The following is a 22,681-nucleotide window of genomic DNA, read 5'->3' on the forward strand; positions in this document are numbered from 1 at the left end:
TATCTTTTAAATGGAGTTTGTTATCAGTGGTATTACAAGTAAAAACCAGTACTTACGAACCTAAAACACAAGAAATCGCCAAGCAACTGCTAGCAGCAACTCAAGAAAGCCGTTCGTTCTTTGCTGCATTGCGGGATCAGATGCGCTGGGATGACAAGTTATTGGCTTGGGCGATGAGCAATCCTGGGTTACGGGTGCAGTTATTCCGTTTTATTGATACTCTTCCTGCTTTACGCAGCAAACCAGAAATTGCAGCACACTTACAAGAATATTTGGGTGATGAGTCGGTAGAATTACCAGCAGCCCTAAAGGGGATGCTCAACTTTGCCAACCCTGATTCTGTACCGGGACAAGTCGCTGCTACGACTGTTGCAACAGCGACGGAAACATTAGCTCATAAATATATTTCTGGAGAAAACATCAAACAGGCGCTCAAAACGATTGAGCGCCTGCGGAAGGAAAAAATGGCTTTCACCGTAGATTTGCTGGGTGAAGCGGTTATTACAGAAGCAGAAGCACAGTCTTACTTGGAACGGTATCTGGACTTGATGCAACAACTAGTGGAAGCATCTAAGAATTGGTCGCCAGTTCCTGCAATTGACTTAGCTGATGGAGAACCTTTGCCAAAAGTCCAGGTTTCTGTCAAACTGACAGCGTTTTATTCTCAGTTCGACCCTCTCGATGCTAAGGGGAGTGAGGAACGGGTGAGCGATCGCATCCGCATTCTTTTGCGTCGTGCTAAGGAACTTGGTGCTGCGGTTCACTTTGATATGGAACAGTACGCCTACAAGGACTTAACTCTCAGCATCCTGAAAAAAATCTTGCTGGAAGAGGAGTTTAGAAATCGAACCGATATTGGTGTCACCATTCAAGCTTACCTGCGCGATAGCAATCGAGATGTACAAGACTTGATTGCATGGGCTAAGCAGCGCGGTTACCCAGTCACAATCCGCTTGGTAAAAGGTGCTTATTGGGATCAGGAAACTATCAAAGCGTCTCAAAAACACTGGGAACAACCTGTCTATAATGACAAAGCTGCTACAGATGCTAACTTTGAGCAACTGACAGAATTGTTGTTACAAAATCACCAATACGTATATTCTGCTATTGGCAGTCATAACGTGCGTTCTCAAGCACGAGCTATGGCGATCGCAGAAACCTTAAATGTCCCCCGTCGTTGCTTTGAAATGCAAGTTCTCTACGGTATGGGTGACAAAATAGCTAAAGCTTTGGTTGATAGGGGATATCGGGTGAGAGTGTACTGTCCCTACGGGGAACTCTTACCGGGAATGGCATATTTGATTCGGCGTTTGTTGGAAAACACGGCTAATAGTTCTTTCCTGCGTCAAAATATGGAGAACCGCCCGGTGGAAGAATTGATTGCACCCCCTGTTGTAGGACAAGGGGACAAGGTAGACAAGGATAACTCCCCATCCCCCCCTCTCCCCCTCTCCCCCTCCTCTTTCATGGGTGCGGCGGATACTGATTTTGCTGAAGAGGCGGAGAGAACAGAGGCGAGTCAAGCTTTTCAAGCCGTGCGCGAGCAACTAGGTAAAACTTATTTACCGTTGATTAATGGTGAGTATGTCAGTACCCAACAGGTTATAGATTCTGTTAACCCTTCTCATTTTAGTGAAGTGGTCGGTCAGATTGGGTTGATGAGTGTAGAACAAGCCGAACAAGCTATGCAAGCCGCAAAGGCTGCTTTTCCTGCTTGGCGCAAAACTCCTGCAAAGGAACGGGCTAACATATTGCGGAAAGCCGCCGATCTGATGGAACAACGCCGTGCGGAACTGTCTGCTTGGATTGTTTTAGAAGTTGGAAAACCAGTGCGGGAAGCTGATGGCGAGGTTTCGGAGGCGATTGATTTTTGTCGCTATTATGCTCTGGAAATGGAGCGGTTAGATGAGGGTTATAATTACGACATTTCTGGGGAAACCAACCGTTATATTTATCAGCCTCGTGGAATTGCTGTAGTGATTTCGCCTTGGAATTTCCCACTAGCGATCGCAACGGGAATGACAGTTGCTGCTCTAGTTGCTGGTAACTGTACTCTCCTCAAACCCGCAGAAACATCTTCTGTGATTACAGCAAAACTGACAGAAATTTTGGTGGAAGCGGGAATCCCTAAGGGTGTCTATCAATACGTCCCAGGAAAGGGTTCTCAAGTGGGTGCTTATTTGGTGAACCATCCCGATACTCACGTCATTGCTTTTACTGGTTCTCAAGAAGTTGGTTGTAGAATCTACGCAGAAGCCGCAGTTCTGAAACCCGGTCAAAAGCATATGAAACGCGTCATTGCTGAGATGGGTGGTAAGAATGCCATCATCGTAGATGAAAGTGCCGATTTAGACCAAGCTGTAGTTGGCACCGTACAGTCAGCATTTGGTTATAGCGGACAAAAGTGTTCTGCTTGTTCGCGAGTGGTGGTGCTCGAATCGGTATATGATACCTTTGTACAAAGGTTTGTAGAAGCGACGAAATCTCTAAATATTGGTGTAGCTGAGTACCCCAGCACCCAAGTAGGACCCGTGATTGATGCTAATGCTCGCGATCGCATCCGGGAATATATTGAAAAAGGTAAGGCTGAGGCAAAAGTTGCTTTGGAAATGCCTGCACCGGATAATGGATATTTCATCGGTCCCGTGATTTTTGCAGATGTTTCTCCAAATGCCATCATTGCCCAACAAGAGATTTTTGGTCCTGTTGTGGCGGTGATTAAAGTGAAGAATTTTCAGGAGGCTTTGGATGTTGCTAATGGGACTAACTATGCCTTAACGGGAGGTCTTTATTCTAGAACTCCTTCCCACATTGAAATGGCTCAGGAAGAGTATGAGGTGGGCAATTTGTACATTAACCGCACGATTACGGGTGCTATTGTCGCTCGACAGCCATTTGGTGGTTTCAAACTATCAGGAGTTGGTTCCAAGGCGGGTGGACCGGACTACTTGCTGCAATTTTTGGAACCCCGTACAGTAACGGAGAACATTCAGCGTCAGGGTTTTGCGCCTATTGAAGGGGCTGAATAGATGAGCTAATGGCTAATGGCTAATGGCTAATGGTAGAAACACAATTAGCTATTAGTCCCTTTTATGCCATTTAATAACCTATAGGTGTAGGGGTGGGCATTGCCCACCAATATTAAATGTGCAGCACAACCCTACCTACTAATGGTAGAAACACAATTAGCCATTAGCTATTAGCCATTAGCCATTAACTAATATGAAAAATTACAACCACCAGGGAAAGAAATTTAACAGCCTACTGATACTTGGTATTATTTGGTTTTTGGGGGCTGTGTGCGATCGCATTTGGTTTGCTTTGGATCGCTCTATTCCTGCGTGGGATCAAGCAGATTACCTAACAGGTACATTAAACTATTGGCAAGCGCTGCAGAATCCGCAGTGGTGGAACTTGGATTGGTGGCAGGGTCTGTGGTTGTTGTCTTCTAAAATACCGCCTTTGACGTATATACTGGCAGCTGGTGTTCAAAACATGTTTGGCACTGGACCGGATGAGGCGGCTCTGGTCATGCTTTTATTTAGCGGGGTTTTACTGGCATCGGTTTATGGTTTGGGTAAAGTATTGTTTGATGAGTCTGTAGGTTTGTGGGCGGCTTTTTTGTGTCAAGTTTTACCTGCTCTTTATCAACTGCGTCTGGATTTTCTACTGGATTATCCTTTAGCGGCTGTTGTGACTTTGAGTTTCTTTTGCTTGAGTGTTTGGCGCAGTTTTGGAACTGTAGAGACGGTAAGGGCGCAGAGGAAGAAGAGGGTTGTTGAATGGTTGTGGGTGTTGGCTTTTGGTTTGTCGTTTGGGTTGGCGTTGTTGGTTAAGCAAACGGCGTTGATATTTCTTTTCATTCCCATAGTATGGCTTGGAGTGGGATCTTTACGCGATCGCCGTTGGGGTCGTTTGGCTCAACTGGTAGGTGGCTTGTGTCTGTCGGTGTTGGTTTTTGGTCCTTGGTATCGTACAAATTGGCTGATTGTTCTGACTTCTGGAAAACGAGCGACTATAGATTCTGCGATCGCTGAAGGTGAAGCACCTCTCAATACATTACAAGCATGGATTTATTACTGGCAACAATTACCGAATCAAGTTTCTCTTCCGTTGTTGTTGGTACCTGTTGGTGCTCTACTGTTTTATTGGGGTTGGTCAAGGTTTAAAAAGGGGATAGGGGGACAGGGAGACAAGGTAAAATCTTCACTTAAATGGTTGGCGGTATTTCTGGTAGGTTCATATTTATTGTCGTCTTTGAATATTAATAAAGATAGTCGCTATGCGTTACCGTATTTACCAGCATTAACCGTATTTTTAGCATATGGTTTGACACGGTTGTCTCATCTTTGGGGAAAGCGGATTCGATGGGGTACGGCTGCTTTGGCTATCTTGCTTATGTTGTGTAACTTGTTTCCTATTGCGGGTGTTATCGGTGGTTGGATGACACAAGCTTTAAGTCCCAATCAGTATTATCCTTACATGGCAGAGGAGTTTCCGCACAAGCAAGCGATCGCTCATATTGTGCAAACAGAACCGTATTTACGTTCTACTTTAGGAGTTTTGCCATCAACAGCAGCAATTAATCAACACAATTTCAATTACTATGGGGCGCTACAAAATTTTCAAGTTTACGGACGTCAAGTGGGGACGAGAAAAAAATTTGTAGATAGGGATGTGCGATCGCTAGAATGGTTTCTTACCAAAACGGGCGACCAGGGATCGGTTGGAGAAACTCAAGCCAGTATTGCACGAGCTGTAGAGCAAAGCAAAGATTTTCAACTTAGCAAATCTTGGAATTTACCTGATGGTAGCCCGCTCAAGCTTTTCCATAAAAAAACACCAGCAGTAGAAGTAAAACAAATTGGTGTGACTGGTGTCTCGAGCGATCGCCTAACTTTATCTCAAGTCGCAGTCCCACAAAAAGCTCCACCAGGAATTCCAGTCCCAGTAACTTATGAATGGTCTGGTTCCTGGGAGCAACTACAAAATGGCTTACTCCTGCTAACTTGGAAAACCAACTCCCCAGTCTCCAGCCCCAAGTCCCCATCTTCGTGGATACACGATCGCGCTATAGGAATGGGGGCTTTGCGTTCTGGTACCAAAAAACCAGAGGGTACATTCAGGGCGATCGAAAGAATGGCAATGCTTCCTCCTGCTAATGTAGCACCGGGGATTTACTCATTAGAGGCGATTTATCTCAACAGGCTTTCGGGAGAAAGTTATCCAATTCCAGTACCAAAAGTTACATTACAAATCGACCCTAAAGCCCCTGCTACACCTGCGCCAGAGTTGGATTTGGTCACTCAATTAAGAATTTTAGGTACAAATTTACCTAAAGGACCGAAAGCATTAAGTCAAGTCTTTGATGAAGTAGGACGTATTAATCAGTACGATCCAATTCAGGATTATTTGGTACAAGCACGATTAACTTTAGAATACCGCTTGCAACAAATTCCTTCAAATATAGAATGGACATATGCTTTGGCTTTAGCAAATGTCTTACAGCGACGGGTAGATGGAGCTATTGCTGCTTTACAACAAGTGACTCGACTAGATTCAGAAAACCCTTACTCCCACGCTTACCTGGCATTTGTTCAACTGTATAATTGGCAACCTGCTGCTGCACAAAAATCCCTTGAACCCAGTTTAGCGAAAAACCCAAACGTACTTGAAATAAAAGCTCTTTCTGGCGCGGCTGCTTTAATGCAAGGTAATTTAATTAAGGCATGGCAAATTTTGAAAGAGATTAATGGTTAGAGGATGTTTGTAAGGTTCCTCTAATGAGTTTCTAAGAGGTAGACGCGATTTCAATCCCAAACGTGTTTTTTCACTCATTGGGATGCTCCCTTTTCAAACATCCTCTAAGTCAAATACCTTAGAAGCACTGATTCTAGTTGCACAATACCAATGGGTTTGCTCAGACAGTCGTTAGCACCGACTTGTTTGACTCGTTCGCGATCGAAAACTACAACTAATGGTGTCATCATCACAACGGGCAAATTTTGTAAATCGGGTTGTTGTCTCATCTGTACCAGCAAATCCCACCCGCTAACATCTCCCAACTCCACATCTAACAAAATTAAATCGGGATGTTGGGTTCTCACTAATTCTAAAAATCCATTACCGTGGTTCACTCGCTCAACCTGGTAACCTATTGTCTGAAGATAATCTTGCAGCAATATGGCGGTATGTTCTTCATGCTCCACAAGCAAAATACGTTTTTTCTTGGATAGGAGGGAGGATGGGGTAACAGGGGAAGAGGCGAAAGGATTACTCTCTACATCCTGATGTTGTTCATTGGGCAAAAATAAGGTAAAACGGCTTCCCTGTCCCAAGGTTGATTCTACAGTTACATCTCCACCATGCAACCGCGCTAACTTGCGTGTTAGTGCTAAACCCAAACCAGTCCCTTCGTATTGACGGCTGAGGCGACTATCAAGTTGTTTAAAAGGTTCAAATAAAAATTGAAACTGACTGGAGTCGATACCAATACCCGTATCTATCACAGTAAATGCAATACCTTGTGGTAATTTTTTGACTTCTAGCGTTACCTTACCTTTCTCTGTAAATTTGATAGCATTTGATATAAGATTCAGTAACATTTGTTTCATTCGACGCTCATCTGCTACACAAAAGCTAGCTTCTTCATCAATTTCTACTGTTAGGAGCAGTCCCTTTTCTATAGCACGCTCGCTGACTGTTGATATGACATAATTACAAATATCATTTATATGTATGGGTGATAGAAAAAGTTCTTCTTTACCTGCTTCTACTTTAGATAGATCTAGAATATCATTTATTAGTTCTAGAAGATGTTCTCCACTACTATAAATACAGTTAATATATTCTTTTTGCTTGTCATTTAAAGAACCAACAATTTTCTGTTGCAGTAACTGAGACAATCCCATAATTGCGTTTAAAGGTGTTCGCAATTCGTGACTCATTGTTGCCAAAAACTCACTTTTTGCTTTACTCCCTGCTTCTGCTGCATCTTTACTTTCAAGGAGTTTCAATTCTGTTTCTTTGCGCTCGGTAATATCCTCTATCATAACTAAGTAAAATTTGGGCTCTCCATTTGTATCGGGAATCAAAGATATTCTTAAATGCGCCCACATCAAGCGCCCATCTCTATGCAGAATACGCCTTTCCATATCCAAGCGTTCCCGCACTCCCGATCGCAATTCTTGATAAAGTTCCAAATCATCTGTATTATTGAAAATATAATCTGTGAAGTTTCTACCGCATAGCTCTTGTTGAGGATATCCCAACATTCGACACAACGCCGGATTGATATCCGCTATTTTTCCGTGCATCTCAACCAGTGCAATCCCCATAGAAGAATTTTCTACAATGGCTCTGAACCATGCTTCGCTCTGCTGTAAAGCTTCACGTGCAGCATTGCGCTCGCTCACTTCTACTGCTAGGGCTACAAAATCTGCGATCGCACTTGCAAAATTCTCTTCGTCCGATGTCCACTGACGGCTACTTCCTATATGTTCGTGACGGACAACGCCAATAGGACGACCTCCCAAGCAAATTGATACGTCTAATAGAGATGTAATACCCAACACGGAAAGATAACATTCCGATAATTCTTGAGTTCTCTTATCTTCTAGGGCATCATCAGATGCTATAAAATTCTGTTCTTCTAAAGCTTGGAAATAGGCAGGATAATTCGCTTTTATAAGTGACATACCAAAGGTATGACACATTGTCATGGAATTGTATAAATCTATACACTCTAGTTTGGAACCATCTCGATCGTACAACCACACACTAACGCGTATCACCTCTAAAGCTCTGGCGGCGGCTTCTGTGATTTCTTCTATGGTCGCTTTGAAATTTCCTTGCCCAAAAGTACGATTTCGCGCAAGTTTTACCAAAGTTTGGCTTTGTCCGCGCAGACGTTTTTCTCTTTCTCGCCAAACATCTTCTGCTTGCTTTTGGGTTGTGATATCTCGAATCGCGACCACCTGTATTTGCTGTCCTTGGTAAGGAATGTTCTTACCTTGTATTTCAACCGGAAAAGTGACACTATCTTTCTTAACTACAGCTCCTTCATAGGGTTTTCCGTATCCAGAAAGAATATTTTTTTTTACTAATTCCTGTGAATCAGGGGTAAACAGAGCAAAAGCACTTTTGCCAATCAATTCAGAGACTTCATAGCCACTCAGGTTTACTAAAACACTGTTGACATCAATGATAATACCATCTCTGTGTATGATAATCCCTTCAGAACTAGCGTCAGACAGATATTTAAATCGTGCTTCTCTATCTTGCGAAGATGGTGTGTCCTTCTGCTGAAGGCTTTCCTTAGCTATTGGCACATCAATTTGCTTGCTTTGAGAAGTCTTTACCTGAGGTTGATTGTTCTTTAAAGATTCACGCGGCTGTTGTTCGCTTGCACATAGTACGATTGGCTGCAACCGTTGAGAGACGATCGCTCTATTCATGAAAAAGTCCGGTGTGCTCATGGTTACTACTTGTTGTTGCGTCGCCTTATCCTACAAGTTACCCGCTACCACAATTGCTAAATTTAGAACTAGCACGTGCTATGGTGAGACCATCTATAATTTTTAGCATCGTAATAAATCTCCAATATAAATTCAAATTTGCCTTTTTAAATATGTAATTGCTATTCCACACACTTAGTAATCTTTCAACTTCAGTTACTCTTTGTATGATTGACCTAGAGAAAGATTCGGAAGTGCGTGAGTTCTGTAACAATCGATCGTATATCCTTGTGGAGGTGGAGCAATGGCGGATGATGGCGTAAGAATTGTCTCCTTAATTCCTGGAGGGACGGAAATCTTGGCAGTCCTGGGGTTAACTGATGCAATTGTGGGTCGCTCTCATGAATGTGACTTTCCCCCAGAAATTAAAGATCGCCCTGCTTGTACGCAAGCGCGTATAAACACCAATGCCTCTAGTAATGAAATTCATGATAAAGTCAATAATTTGTTACAATCTGCCCTTAGTATTTATCAAATTAAAATAGATCTTTTAGAAAAGTTACAACCTACTCACATTGTGACACAAGACCAATGTGATGTCTGTGCTGTTAGCCTAAAAGATGTAGAAGAAGCAGTTGCGACTCTTACCAATGTTGCGCCCAAGATCGTTTCTTTACAACCAAATGTTCTTCAAGATGTTTGGGCAGACATTGAAAGAGTGGGTAAAATTTTTGGGGTAGACTCCCGACCGATACTAGAAAATTTGGAAGCTCGGGTAAAGATAGTAGAACAAAGAACACAAGGTTTGTCCCAAACAGAACATCTGCCCACAGTGGCTTGTATTGAGTGGATTGACCCTTTAATGGTGGCTGCTAATTGGATTCCTGAGTTGGTGACTCTAGCGGGAGGTCAACCTCTTTTCAGCGTTACAGGTCAACCTTCCCCTCATTTAACCTGGGATACGCTAATTGCCAGCAATCCGGATATCATTATTTTCATGCCTTGCGGCTTTGATTTAAGTCGAACCCGTCAGGAAGCCCAGTTGATAAGCAACCACCCACAATGGCAACAACTCCATGCTGTTCAAAGTGGCAGAGCCTATATTACTGATGGAAACGCCTACTTTAATCGTCCGGGACCGCGATTGGTAGATTCATTAGAAATCTTGGCTGACATTTTGCACCCAGAAATTTTCCAATATGGCTATAAAGGACAAGGTTGGGAAGTTTTATAAATTATAAATTATGAATGATGAATGATGAATGATGTTTTTGTTTCACAATTCATAATTCATAATTCATAATTCATAATTCATCCATCCATTCAATTAGCGGTCTTAGCGTAGTGGGTAAGGCAGTTTCACTAACAGTGACAGTATGTTCTTTTCCGTTATCTTCTACTGTCAATTTATATTGAAAGCGGTCAGGTTGAGTGGGGGAGGCTGTTATATGTGCTGGTAAATTGAAAAAATTGGCTGCTTCTACTAATTGAGGTAGTTGTTTTGCTTTCTCTTGAGAGAGGTTGGCTGTATCAACAGTTTTTTTCTTCGTTATTCCAGCAAAACCGCCCATTCGTTCGCACGAGACTCGCATAATCAATAATTAAGAAATTTTACAAAACTCCTACCGTTTGCCAAGCATTTTGCACCGCTTTTTGCTCTCGACTTCCTTGACCGTAGAGTTCTCCTGCGACTTGAACGGTTGCATTTGCCCCTCGTTTAAAATTCGCGCCAGAACGCAAGCGATCGCGTAAAGTTACATACCATATTTTACCCGCTTTCTCCCAAGCATAACCACCAATTTCTGTTGCTGCTAGATAAAAAGCACGGTTGGGAATTCCCGAGTTAATATGAACTCCTCCATTATCATCGCTACCAGTATAGATATCATCAACTGACCCTGGTTGTGGATCTTTTCCCAGTACGGGATCGTCATAGGCGGTTCCTGGAGCTTTCATCGAACGAATACCTACACCTTTGACATTTGAGGTCAATAAACCTTCCCCAATCAGCCAATTGGACTGTTCGGCGGTCTGATTTTTAACTCGTTGTTTCACTAAAATACCAAAAACATCGGAAAAGGATTCGTTAAGCGCTCCCGATTCTCCGTAGTATCTTAGGTTGGCTTCATACTGAGTGACACCATGAGTCAGCTCGTGTGCAATCACATCAATAGCTTTGGTAAAGCGCTGAAAAATTTCTCCATCGCCATCACCGTAGACCATCTGGTCACCGTTCCAAAAAGCGTTATCGTAATTTACACCATAATGTACGGTAGAGTCCAAACGCAATCCTTTATCATCAATAGAATTTCGCTCATACACTTGGTAATATAAGTCATAGGTTGCGCCCGCCCCATCATAAGCTTCATTAACTGCTGGGTCTTGGCTGGGAGGATCGCCCTCAGAACGTACAAGTTGACCGGGGAGATTTTCATTGCTTTTAGCATCAAAGACACTTCGGCGCTTTTGACCTGGAGAGACGGCAAAATTGACAGCACCTACGGTATTTCGCCGCCCGCGAAATTGCGCCGAAACATTTAATGTGCGAAAAGCCCATTCACGCTGTTGGGTATTGCCATTGACTGCTAGGTTTTCCAGTATATAAGGTGGAACAATACAGCATATGGAACATCTAACGTTCATTTGATGCTCGCATCCAAAGCCGAGAGATTTTTTCTTTTTTTGAGACTGCAAAAGATTTTCTCCTTTCTAGAATTCTATAAAGAATGATAGATGACGAATAAAGTATAAGGGATGAACTATATTTCACATATGAATCTAAGGTTTGAGAGAAGGTCGCTCTCTGATATTTTTTCACCATGGGTTTTGAGAAACTGTATCTCTAGAACAGATAGAATTTTCATCCTTTATTCTTGATACTTCATAGTTGATTGTAAAAATTATTCAAAATCAGTACACTGAGATGAAGTCAGAGTGCTGGAGCAGGTTGAAAGATGACTATTGAAGAAGCATTAGTTCTTATAGATACAGCGCTGCATCCAGAGTCTTTAAGTGACTTGCAAGAGTTAATATTACGTCATTCCTGGGAAGGCAAGAGCTATCCTGAAATTGGAGAAATCTGTGGTTATGACCCTAACTATGTAAAAGACGCAGGGTCAAAGTTATGGAAATTACTTTCTAAAAGCTTGGGTGAAGAAATATCCAAAAGCAATTTCCGAACGATTATAAGACGCCTTGCTGCAGCAGAAGGAAAAGCGGTACAGGCTCAACAAGGGGGAGATAGTGAAAATTCTAGCCTCCCACCCACCACTCACCACTCACCACTCCCTAAAAGAGATTGGGGTGATGCGGTGGATGTCCCCATTTTTCTTGGGCGCATGCAGGAATTCAACACGCTTCAGCAATGGATCGTAGAAGACAAATGTCGCTTAATTGCATTGTTAGGGATGGGAGGTATCGGGAAAACAGCACTGTCTATCAAATTTGCGGAACACATTCAAAATGAGTTTGAGTATGTTTTTTGGCGGTGTCTTCGGAATGCGCCACCTGTAGAAGATATGTTGCTCAGCTTACTGCAATTTTTATCCAATCAACAGGCAACAGAAGCAACTCTACCAAAAGATACAAATGGCAGAATTTCCCAATTGATAAATTATTTACGCTCCTCGCGTTGTTTGCTCGTTTTAGATAATGCTGAAACAATTATGGGTGGAGGGAATCGCGCAGGACAGTATTTAGAAGGGTATGAGGGCTACGGTGATTTGTTCCGACGTATAGGAGAAGCTCGCCATCAAAGTTGCTTGCTGTTAACAAGTCGGGAAAAACCTAAGGAATTTGTTGTGCTCGAAGGGGAAATGCTTCCCGTTCGCTCATTACCGATCGCTGGTTTACCGGAAACAGATGTTAGAGAAATATTAAGAGTCAAAGGTCAGTTTTCTGGTTCTGATAATGACTGGCAATTGCTAATTTCTCACTATGCAGGCAATCCTCTAGCACTGAAAATAGTGGCGGGAGGAATTCAAGATTTATTTGATGGGAATATTTCTCAGTTCGTAGAATTTTTAAAGAAAGGACTGTTTGTTTTTGACGATTTGTACGATTTACTGGAGCATCAATTTAACCGCTTGTCTAAAGCAGAAAAGGAAATTATGTACTGGCTGGCAATTGAGCGAGAACCAGTTTCCATATTAGAGTTAAGAGAACATATTATTTCCCCAGAATCGAAGCAAAAATTACCGGAAACTTTAAGAGCTTTGGGTCAGCGATCGCTTATTGAAAAAACAGCGCATGGTTTTACTCAACAGCCCGTAGTTATGGATTACATTACAGAACGATTGATTGAAGAATCTCATCAAGAGATAGTCAGTGGAGAAATAAAAATTTTTCACAATCATTCGCTGTTAAATGCCCAAGCCAAAGACTATATCAGAGAAGCTCAGATTCGCCTGATCGTCAAGCCGCTGATAGACAAGCTTCTGGTTGCTAGCAATCAAATGAAATTAGAAAATCGGCTAAAGCAAATTATAGAACAAGAGCAACAAAAAACTCCACCAAAACCGGGATACGTAACAGGTAATATTGTCAATATTTTATCTCAACTAAAAGTCGATTTAACAGGTTATGATTTTTCTCATTTAACTGTATGGCAAGCTTATCTACAAGATACGTGTTTGCAACAAGTTAATTTTGCAGGAGCAGACCTGACAAAATCAGTTTTTGCAGAAACGTTAGCGAGTGTAACTTCAGTTGCTTTTAGTTCCGATGGCGAGTTGCTGGCAACATGCGATGTGAATTGTGAAGTTCGCTTGTGGGAAATTAAAGACGTTCAAATCAGATACATAGCATCTTTACAAGGGCATACAAACTGGGTACATTCTGTAGCGTTCAGTCCTGTTTCATCTAGCAAGCCTGAAGGAATGATAGCAAGTGGAAGCGAAGATGGAACTGTTCGGATTTGGGATATCAGCAAGGGTGAGTGCATCCAAGTGCTGCAAGGACACACCCGCAGGGTTTGGTCAGTAGCTTTTAGTCCAAATCCAACGGATTCTCCACTAGGAGGTATTGTTGCTAGTGGTGGTGATGACTGCACCATTAAACTCTGGGACATAACTGCAGGAAAATGTCTGAAAACTCTGCACGAACACACTGAAGGAGTGAGTTCAGTTGCTTTTCATCCTCGAGGACATTTACTTGCTAGCGGTAGTGGAGATGGTACAATTCGTTTTTGGGATGTTGCAGGGGGTCAGTGTCTGAAAATCCTGGAGGGACACGAGGGTGGCGTTAGTTCGGTTGCTTTTAGCCCTGATGGCAGTTTACTGGCAACTGGTAGTGAAGACAGAACCGTGCGGTTGTGGAATATAAAAGAAGCACGCTGTCTCAAAATTTTTCAAGGACACGTGGGTTTAGTTTGGTCAGTTGCTTTTAGCCCTGATAGCAATTTGCTGGCTACTGGTTGTGAAGACAGAACCGTGCGTTTGTGGGATATTTCTGAGGGAAATTGCATTAGGGTTTTAGATGGACATACCAATCGTGTTTGGTCTGTGGCTTTTAGTCCCATTTTGCAAAATGGGTTCGGTAGCATTTTAGTAAGTGGTAGCAAAGACCAAACTGTAAGACTGTGGAATGTCTCTAACGGTAGTTGCTTGAGAACTATACGCGGATACACTAATTGGATAGGATGGATCGCCTTTAGTCCTAATGGGAAGTTATTGGCGAGTGCAAATGAAGATCGAACAGTTAGGCTGTGGAATGTTGCTGATGGCAAATGTCAAGTAGTTCTGAAAGGACATACCCATCAAGTTTGGTCTGTGGCGTTCAATCCTAATGGAAAAATTGTAGCAAGTGGCAGTGAAGACCGTACAATCCGTCTGTGGAATGTGGATGAGAGCCGATGCACTCATGTTTTATCAGGGCATACCAGTCGTGTTTGGTCGGTTGCTTTTAGTTCGGATGGTAAAACTTTAGCAAGTGGTGGTGGGGATTATACGATTAAAATATGGGATGTGGATAGCGGTAAGTGCAGGAAAACATTAAACGAACACGCGAGTTTGGTTTGGTCAGTTGCTTTTTGTCCTACTCCTGCGAGTGCTTTATATCAAGAAGGAATATTGGCAAGTGCTAGTGGCGATCGCACAATTAAAATATGGGATATTCACACTGGCGAATGTATAAAAACTTTAGAAGGGCATAAAAGTTGGGTTTTTAGTGTTGCCTTTAGTCCTGACGGCAAAATGTTAGCTAGTTCTGGTGCTGATGGAACTATTAGGTTGTGGGATATCTCGGAAGGAACTTGTATAAAAGTTTTACAGGCAGATACCAAACTGATTTTACAGATAGCTTTTATGCCAGACCTAAAAAAGCAAAACCTTCCGCCCTTACTAGTAAGCGGTACTGACGATCGCAAAATCCTAATTTGGGATATTTCCCAGGGCAAATGTATTAAAGTTATACAAGGGCATAACGCTTGGATTTGGTCAGTTGCACTTAGCGCGGATGGTAAAATTTTAGCAAGTGGCAGTCAGGATGAAACTATTAAGTTATGGGATACGAACACCTATGAAAATATTAAAAATCTCGTGCCGGAAAAACCCTACGAAGGAATGAATATTACCGATATTAAGGGTTTAACCCAAGCAAATATTGCTACTTTAAAATCTTTGGGTGCAGTAGAATTTGGGAGGGAGGAACAAGAGAAAGATTCATTATAAGGAAAAGCGGCTATCGAGTGGGTATATATATATGTTGTTGAACACATATTAAATTGCTGAGTAACTGCAAATGTTAAAGCAAAATAATAAACCCTCCAAAACAAAAAACCCCCCAATCACCTTAATACTTCAGGTTTTTACCTGGATAGAAGTGATTGTATTGGTAGCAGCAAGCATTCTTTTATTCTTTTTTCCGGAGCTAAGCAATTCTCGTTGGGTATGGAAAATAGCCCCTTTCAACTCACACTTTTTAGGTGCAGTTTATTTAGCAGCAATCGTACCAACAGCTATGCTATTAGTCGTGCGCCAGTGGAAAATTGCACGGCTGATCGTACCCATGCAGTTAACTTTTACCATCGTTTTGTTAGTAGTTTCACTATTTTATCTAGATCGTTTTAACTTTAGCAGACGGATCACCTGGGGTTGGTTCTTCCTTTACACTATTATTCCCTTCACCGCAGCCTGTCATATTTGGCTGTATCGGCGTTTGCGACCGGTTGAATCTACTTTTGTGTCTTCACCATGGCGCTTTTACCTGCGAGTACAGACATTATTACTGACTTTTTACGGTTTGGGTTTACTATTTATCCCAAATACTTTTACTGCTTTTTGGCCTTGGAAAGTCGATAGCTTTCACAGTCAGTTGTACAGTGCTGTGTTTTTTACTCTTGCTATCGGTGCGTTTTTGCTATCCCGCGTCTGTTTGTATACAGAACTATTTACATTAGGATTAACAGAATTTGCTTTAGGATTGGCACAGATTTTAGGAGTTTTGAAAGCTAATGCAAAACTTCATAAAATTAACTGGTCGATTCCCAGTACCTGGTTTTGGATTAGCATTTTTGTGTTGCTACTGATTTCTGGAGGCGCGATGATGTTGCAATCTCGTACTTCTCAAAAAACAGCGATCGCCGATCGGTGACCATTTGAATTACATTTGAAAATTTGAATGTACTATAAATTTAAAAAAAGAGTCAAAAATCTTACGGTTTTACGCCTGTATCTCTGGTTAATAGGTAGTAGTTTGTTTGTACAGGGTATGGTGTCAATGGTTGTGACAGTAGCCAACTTTCATCTACCCACCTTCATTCATAAACTCATCATTACGGACCCTTTGCATTCTTTTATTCATATAAGCTGGGGGTTAGCAATATGCATCTTGCTTGGGATCGGAATCAGCAAACCTCGGCTTGTCCTCTTAGCTTTATCATACGGTATTTTTATACTTCTTCTGGGATTTACAGGCATATTTATCCACCATCCCTTTGGCATGCAACTTGGAAGAGGTGAAAATGCCTTTCATTTCCTGAGCAGTACAATAGCTTTGCTACTTGGTATTAGGGTGATGAAAGATTTCTAAATTCTCTGCTGGTTTTAAACCCAGGAAAAAGGAAATATGCTCGGCAATTTGCTGTTGTTCTTTCAATTGAGAACTGAAATAGAGGGTGAATGGAACACGTTCCCCACATTCCATTACCAAAACGACTCGATAAGTAAATCTTTTTGTATTGTTTCGATACTTTTCAACCACTACACGGAGAATATCTTGAGTTGCATATTCTGTTTGAGAATGGTTGAGCAACCCGCGATTATGCAGCGTTAGTTTTCCCAAGTTTTTGTTAATTGTGCAGGTGCTAACCGTGCCAAATATAGCTAAAGTCATAACACCTGCAAGGACAAATATGCTTCCAAATATACCACCAACAATATATCCTTCCAAGCGATAATCTTCCTGTATGACAAGTTCTTTTATATGAGGTTTTTGGAGAAATACCTCTATCTGCTTTGCCCACATTTCTACCGTTTCATAGTCGGACGTACTTACAATGACAGGAATTTTTTTCCGATCTGTTAATAATAAAACCTGATAATAGGAATTTTGTTTCTTATCTTTTAAAATATCAATTTCAGCACTCTGGATGTTAGCGATCGGTATAGTTTGTTGAGTTGACCAAAGCAGACTAGCAGAAGATGCTTCACAGACAGACCGATCGCGGCGACATTTTAAAGTGTGTACCTGTCCACCAAAAACCGCTAGTGACAAACCAGCTAAAAAGAATGTTGCACTAAAGATCCATGTGAACCAGGGTCGTAGTTGTAGTGTTAAATTATTAGGATTTTCTTGAAGAATTTTCATGGCAAACCTTTATTTTAAAAATAAACGAGAGGTATTTTTTGGTATAATCGAAACTGTATATTTTTCCGATAATTCAAGTCCTTATTTAATTACTATAAATATTTCTTGTAAATTTGACAGTCAAAAATAGTCAGAATAGGTGAGGAGTTTTTTACAAAAAGCATGACTTCTCTGAGCTAAAAAGACAAAGGTCATATTTAGTCATATTTAGTCATATTTTTACTATGTAAGACTCGGAATTTTTGGAAAAATGGCTGCAATATTATGATAATTAATATAGGTATTGCTGAAGGTCACCCTATACGTAATTCCTTACCTCCAGAAGATTACCAATCTTCGTTCTCTCTTTCTTCGTGTTCTTTGTGTCTTTACGGTTCATTCAAATAAATCATTTGCTCGTAAAAAGAGAGAATTGGAATTAAGTTCCCCCCTTTTTTAAGGGGATTAGGGGGATCGCAACCGCAAGAATGTACTATATAAGACTTGTGTACGCCACCGTAGCCTAACAGGTGAGGGGAGTGAGTTTGAGGTCTGTCGAACTCACATGAACTTGGAAGTATTATCGTAAAATGAACTATGAACATTGAAGAAGCTCTTATACTTTTAGATAATTTACTCAAACCAAAAAGCTTAAATTCCATTCAAGAAATGGTGTTTCGTCACGCTTGGGAAGGAATGGGCTATCAAGAGATGGCGCGTCATTGCGGTTATGATGCAAACTATTTAAAGGATGTCGGTTCTAAATTGTGGAAATTACTTTCTCAAACACTGGAACAGGAAGTAACAAAAAGTAATTTTCGTGCTGTTTTAGGAAGATACACGCGCAGTCTTTCCACGCAACCGTCTTTACAATCTCCTCAAACTCAGTTAGAGCATGCGATTGTTTCTTCTCAACGCACTTCTGAAGCAATTTCTCATCAAAATGATAAAGTGGCTTCAGATCGAGAAAGTACTCACTCAAATTTAGCAGTTTGCGAACAAGCGATCGCACATCCACGTGTCGATTGGGGAGAAGCTGTTGATGTTGTCGTTTTCTACGGACGGAATGAAGAGCTTACAGAGTTTCAAAAATGGATTTTTGATGAAGAGTGTCGGCTCGTCGCATTATTAGGTATGGGAGGACTTGGTAAGACAGCGCTATCGGTGAAGTTAGCAGAACAGCTTCAAGAACGCTTCGATCGCATTATCTGGCGTTCTTTACGCAATGCTCCCACCATTGATGAAATTCTTGTTGATTTAATTCAGTTCCTTTCTCAATCTCAAGAAACTGAGGTGACTTTAGCAGAAGATACTGATGGTAAAATTCTACGCTTGTTAGAGTACTTGCGTTCTTCACGCTGCTTGCTAGTTCTTGATAATGTAGAAACAATTTTATGTGGAGGAGATTCACTGGATGAAACTGACACCATACGTGTTGGTAACTATTTACCTGGATATGAAGGTTATGGAAAACTTTTTAAACAAGTTGGGGAAGTCCGACACAAAAGTTGCTTGTTAATAACGAGTAGGGAAAAACCAAAAGAGTTTGGTGCTTTAGAAGGGAATGGTTTTCCAGTTCGTTCTTGGCAATTAACAGGATTACAAGCAGCAGAAGCACGAAAAGTTGTTCAACTGAAAGGTGGTTTTGTAGGTTCAGACGAAGATTGGGAAACTGTTATTAAATATTATGCGGGGAATCCCCTAGCATTGAAAATAGTGTCTGCGGCTATTCAAGAAATATTTGATGGAGATATTTCTCAGTTCGTAGAATTTTTAAAGAAAGGACTGTTTGTTTTTGACGATTTGTACGATTTACTGGAGCATCAATTTAACCGCTTGTCTAAAGCAGAAAAGGAAATTATGTACTGGTTGGCAATTGAGCGAGAACCAGTTTCCTTATCTGAACTACAGAAAAATATTATATCACCGCTTGCCAAACAGAAATTACCGGAGACTTTAAGAGCTTTGGGACAGCGATCGCTTATTGACAAGCAAGGGATATTTTTCACTCAAAAACCGGATTTAATGGAGTTAGTCACTCAGAAATTTATTGAACATATCTTTGAAGAAATTACCAACATTCAATTTTCTGTTTTGCACAGTCATTTTTTGGTTAAAGACCGGGCAAAAGACCAGATTAAAGAATGGCAAACACGATGGATATTAGCACCACTTACAAAGAAATTAATCGAACGGCTAGGTAGTGAAGCTAATTTAGAAAATCGACTCAAAGATATTTTGGAAAATCTCAAAGAAACTCAGAGTTTGGAATTGAGTTATGCAGAAGAAAATATTATCCACATACTTCGTTATTTAAATGAGAATTTAGAGGATATCTGAAAGACTTCAATCGGGGAAATTAGGGAGCATCCCAAAGAGCGCCAAAAGCCTGCAAGAATAGAATTCACCAACGGCAGGCGCTATCTCAAGAGCGGAGAAGCTACGCGAACAACGGGTGGCTTTGGGATCCCCACTTCATGGGGATGGGGTCAGAATCCCCATTCCATCATTCCTTCTGCCATCTGCCTCCTGCCTTCTGCCTTCTTCAATACAGTGTTACCACAAGCAACTGTTGCAACATTGAAATCTTTCGGTGCGGTAGAAGTATAAGACGATAGGATTGTTAAGTATAAGTAAGAGTAGGTTAGATATGAATAACGTTAATCCCGAGGAATTCAGTACCAAAGATAATGATACGCCTTTAGAACAAGAGCTTACGGGTAGTGAACGTGGAAAAAATTACCAAGTTTCTCGGCGATCGCAGTCCGTTACCATTCAGCAAACAGATGGTACAACCATTGTCCACCACTATACTCGTGAAGATGGAATAGTTACGATTGACCCAGACGTCAGAGAATATTTTCCCAATGCAGAAGCAGTTAACAATGCTTTACGCACGCTGATTAACTTGGTTCCCAAGAAACACAACTAAAGAATAGTGATAATAAGCGGTTGATGAAAGCTATATATTAAAGATGATGGTTGTGAACTTGTAGCGCAAGGGCGTTTAAGTGAAGGTGATGTACAGTTTTTTCAACGATTGTAGCAGTTGTTTATAGAAGCACGAGAAACAGAGCAATTGGAACGGGAGCAAACAAAAAATTAAAAGAGAACATAAATCTCAAAAAGTGAGGAGAATCCGACAGACTAGAGATAAAAACAACTAATAACAATCCAATCCATAAGTTTTGAACAATGGGTGCGTATGAGCCACTCTAATATAGAGTCTTTGCTGGAAGATTGTCTTTCAGGCGATCCTTCCAGACAAACACCAGCGATCTTGAAGCTACAAGATTTGAAAGCTTATGAAGCTGTTCCAATCTTAGTAGAATTGCTCAGTTCCTATGAAAGCAATATTAGAGGACTTGCGGTGCAGACACTAGGATGGCTTGGGGATGAAGAAATTCAGACAGTTGGTCCTGCGCTGATGAAAATGTTAGCCGATTCAGAAGAGCTTGTTAGGTCTGAAGCAGTGGATGCACTCGCCACGCTAGACTACAAACAAGCGATTGAAGCAATCAAGTCTCTCCTACGCAGTGACTCTAATTGGATTGTAAGAGCTTCAGCAGCAGAAGCATTAGGTGATTTGGCTGAAGTAGGAGACTCAGAGGTTTTGGCAGAGCTTGAGTTAGCCCTCAACGATCCCATTGAGCCCGTGCGAGCTTATTCAGCTTGCGCTATTGGGCTTTTAGGGACACAAGAGATTCTACCCAAACTTGACGTATATTTCTTATCAGAGGAGTCTTTAGACACAAAAGCTGAAATTTTAGCCGCCAGATACCGATTAGGTGTTCGCAATGATTTAACCGAGCTACTAAAGTTACTTGAAGGTGCTGATGACCACCTAGTATGTGTCATTCTTAACATTCTAGGAGACTTAGTACAACGTAAAGTCCCTGTAACCCTTGCAGATGATGCGCTGCAGATTCGTCAAATTCTGACTGGGATTGCACAGTCTTTCCCTATTCACCAAGGTCATGCTGAAAAAGTTATTGCTCGATTAGAAGCAGTAGAACTCCAATTACAACTCGAATGAGAGCATATCGGGTAGGGGATCGAGACAGATGAGACAGAAAATGGCTTCTGGTTTCTCAGTCGCTAATCTGACTGATACTGACTGGAGTGAGGACCCGAAACGAATGCAATAAATTCCAAAACTTATCAAAATCAAAACTTCTTGGATCAATTCTTTGACCGGAACGATCGACCGCTTTGTGAGTTGTAATTCTTTCATCAGGTACGTTACTTTGAGCAATCAACCAGGCGAGAGAGTAATACTGCTCTTCCGTGTAACCACTGTGAGTTGTTTCTTTAGTCCCGACACCAGAAGGTGGAGTTTCTAAACCGATGTGATAGGCAAAGTTATTTACAGATGGTGGTAAATCTGGGTTAGTCTTTACAGTCTCTGCTCCTTGAGGACCTTCAAAAACTGAATTACCCGCACCAAAAGCTCTCTTATCTGGTGGAACCAAGTAAACGACAGTACCATCAAGCTTAATCATGGTGTGGTAACTAGCTTGGACATTCTCATCCTCGTGGGAATTTTTAAAAAAATTAATGGCACTCGATGCAGGAGCAGCCGTTTCATGAATCACTACAATAGGTTGATTGTTAACAGGTGTACCATTAACATCTGTTGCAAACCGATCGCCATAGTTACTTGCATTTGCCCAAGCGATCTCATATCTAGGTTTGTAAGCTGCATAAGCTGCAGTGGTTTTTACTGAATAACTCAGAGTTTTTAGAGAGTTATTCTTTTGAGTTTTCTGAGCTTTTAGACGAGAATCGGAAACTTGGTTGGGGATCGCCACCTTTACCTTTGGTGTTGGTGCTGTTGTTACCTGTTTGAGTCGAGAATCTGCTTCAGATGCAGTCTTTTGTGGAGTTGGTGTGATTTCTGATTCTTTGGATTGAGATTCTAAATCTTCACTCTTGATAGTAGCTTTTGTATCCAATGCTTTTGTGTGTTTCTCAGGTTGGAAATCCACGTATTGATTGGAAACGGCGGGTGTTGAATTAGAAGCAACTTCTCGATCTTGGAGAAAATCTGCTCTTCCAAGAAGCAACCCCAACATCAAACCGACAAGCGCCAGCATTCCCAGTACGACACCAGTTGTTTTTATTCTAATTCTCATTTTTTAACACTTTTATCAAAACTTTTACATTTCAGATGTAAAAGCAATAATTTTTAATATAATTTACAAATATAAAATTATACTCAAAATTCCAATCTGTCCATAGGTATAAATATGGCTAATAGCTAATAGCTATTAGCCCTCCCTTGTATCTCCATTACGGAGACGCTGTGTGTAAGGCACACGCTCCGCAATGCCGCAGGCTATGTCTGTAAGGGCTATAAGCCAGTCGCCAGGGTGCGGGTTTCCCGCACCGCACTAATCTCACCATTAACCATTAACCATTAGCCCTCCCTTGTTTGCCCT

At 41.4% G+C, this 22,681-nt stretch carries 13 protein-coding genes; 8 read left to right on the forward strand and 5 right to left on the reverse strand.

Annotated elements, in window-relative coordinates:
• Positions 1-26: 26 nt before the first annotated feature.
• Together pruA and HC643_RS22905 are read left to right on the forward strand one after the other, a co-directional pair.
• Positions 27-3,029: an L-glutamate gamma-semialdehyde dehydrogenase gene (pruA, locus tag HC643_RS22900; RefSeq protein ID WP_063779454.1), complete on the forward strand. Its 3,003-nt coding sequence runs from the start codon at positions 27-29 to the stop codon at positions 3,027-3,029.
• A 193-nt stretch (positions 3,030-3,222) separates the two neighbouring features.
• Positions 3,223-5,760 carry a phospholipid carrier-dependent glycosyltransferase gene (locus tag HC643_RS22905; RefSeq protein WP_050045268.1) on the forward strand — a complete coding sequence of 846 codons (2,538 nt, stop codon included), beginning with the start codon at positions 3,223-3,225 and terminating at the stop codon, positions 5,758-5,760.
• Positions 5,761-5,864: 104 nt separating this feature from the next.
• Here the strand turns inward: HC643_RS22905 and HC643_RS22910 are convergent, their stop codons facing one another.
• On the reverse strand, positions 5,865-8,477 hold the full coding sequence (locus HC643_RS22910; RefSeq protein ID WP_237265930.1) for a PAS domain S-box protein: 2,613 nt from the start codon (positions 8,475-8,477) through the stop codon (positions 5,865-5,867).
• Between the two features lie 283 nt (positions 8,478-8,760).
• Between HC643_RS22910 and HC643_RS22915 the strand changes: the two genes are divergently transcribed.
• Positions 8,761-9,690 (forward strand): cobalamin-binding protein, encoded by a 930-nt coding sequence (locus HC643_RS22915; protein WP_050045267.1) that lies wholly within the window; start codon positions 8,761-8,763, stop codon positions 9,688-9,690.
• A gap of 70 nt (positions 9,691-9,760) precedes the next feature.
• Here the strand turns inward: HC643_RS22915 and HC643_RS22920 are convergent, their stop codons facing one another.
• Positions 9,761-10,048: a protealysin inhibitor emfourin gene (locus tag HC643_RS22920; RefSeq protein ID WP_038071820.1), complete on the reverse strand. Its 288-nt coding sequence runs from the start codon at positions 10,046-10,048 to the stop codon at positions 9,761-9,763.
• A 19-nt stretch (positions 10,049-10,067) separates the two neighbouring features.
• The gene (locus tag HC643_RS22925) at positions 10,068-11,099 is read right to left on the reverse strand and encodes a M4 family metallopeptidase (protein WP_050045361.1); all 1,032 of its coding nucleotides are present in this window, start codon (positions 11,097-11,099) and stop codon (positions 10,068-10,070) included.
• A 311-nt stretch (positions 11,100-11,410) separates the two neighbouring features.
• On the opposite strand from HC643_RS22925, the gene HC643_RS22930 reads away from it, so the two are divergent.
• Both HC643_RS22930 and HC643_RS22935 read left to right on the forward strand, forming a co-directional pair.
• Complete coding sequence (locus HC643_RS22930; protein ID WP_237265931.1) at positions 11,411-15,124, forward strand: WD40 domain-containing protein; 3,714 nt, start codon at positions 11,411-11,413, stop codon at positions 15,122-15,124.
• Positions 15,125-15,194: 70 nt separating this feature from the next.
• Positions 15,195-16,046, forward strand: coding sequence for a hypothetical protein (locus HC643_RS22935; protein WP_050045265.1), 852 nt, complete (start codon positions 15,195-15,197; stop codon positions 16,044-16,046).
• A 405-nt stretch (positions 16,047-16,451) separates the two neighbouring features.
• Here the strand turns inward: HC643_RS22935 and HC643_RS22940 are convergent, their stop codons facing one another.
• Positions 16,452-17,261 carry a hypothetical protein gene (locus HC643_RS22940; RefSeq protein ID WP_038071815.1) on the reverse strand — a complete coding sequence of 270 codons (810 nt, stop codon included), beginning with the start codon at positions 17,259-17,261 and terminating at the stop codon, positions 16,452-16,454.
• Between the two features lie 576 nt (positions 17,262-17,837).
• Here HC643_RS22940 and HC643_RS22945 point away from each other — a divergent pair.
• From HC643_RS22945 to HC643_RS22955, 3 genes are all read left to right on the forward strand, one after another.
• Positions 17,838-19,580: a helix-turn-helix domain-containing protein gene (locus HC643_RS22945; protein ID WP_050045264.1), complete on the forward strand. Its 1,743-nt coding sequence runs from the start codon at positions 17,838-17,840 to the stop codon at positions 19,578-19,580.
• Positions 19,581-19,890: 310 nt separating this feature from the next.
• The gene (locus tag HC643_RS22950) at positions 19,891-20,172 is read left to right on the forward strand and encodes a hypothetical protein (protein WP_038071813.1); all 282 of its coding nucleotides are present in this window, start codon (positions 19,891-19,893) and stop codon (positions 20,170-20,172) included.
• Positions 20,173-20,445: 273 nt separating this feature from the next.
• Positions 20,446-21,276: a HEAT repeat domain-containing protein gene (locus HC643_RS22955; protein ID WP_050045263.1), complete on the forward strand. Its 831-nt coding sequence runs from the start codon at positions 20,446-20,448 to the stop codon at positions 21,274-21,276.
• A 55-nt stretch (positions 21,277-21,331) separates the two neighbouring features.
• Here HC643_RS22955 and HC643_RS22960 read toward each other — a convergent pair whose 3' ends face one another.
• On the reverse strand, positions 21,332-22,375 hold the full coding sequence (locus HC643_RS22960) for a peptidoglycan recognition protein family protein (protein WP_038071811.1): 1,044 nt from the start codon (positions 22,373-22,375) through the stop codon (positions 21,332-21,334).
• Positions 22,376-22,681: the final 306 nt, after the last annotated feature.

Origin of the sequence: Tolypothrix bouteillei VB521301 (assembly GCF_000760695.4) — a bacterium.
Taxonomy (GTDB): Bacteria; Cyanobacteriota; Cyanobacteriia; order Cyanobacteriales; family Nostocaceae; genus Scytonema; species Scytonema bouteillei_A.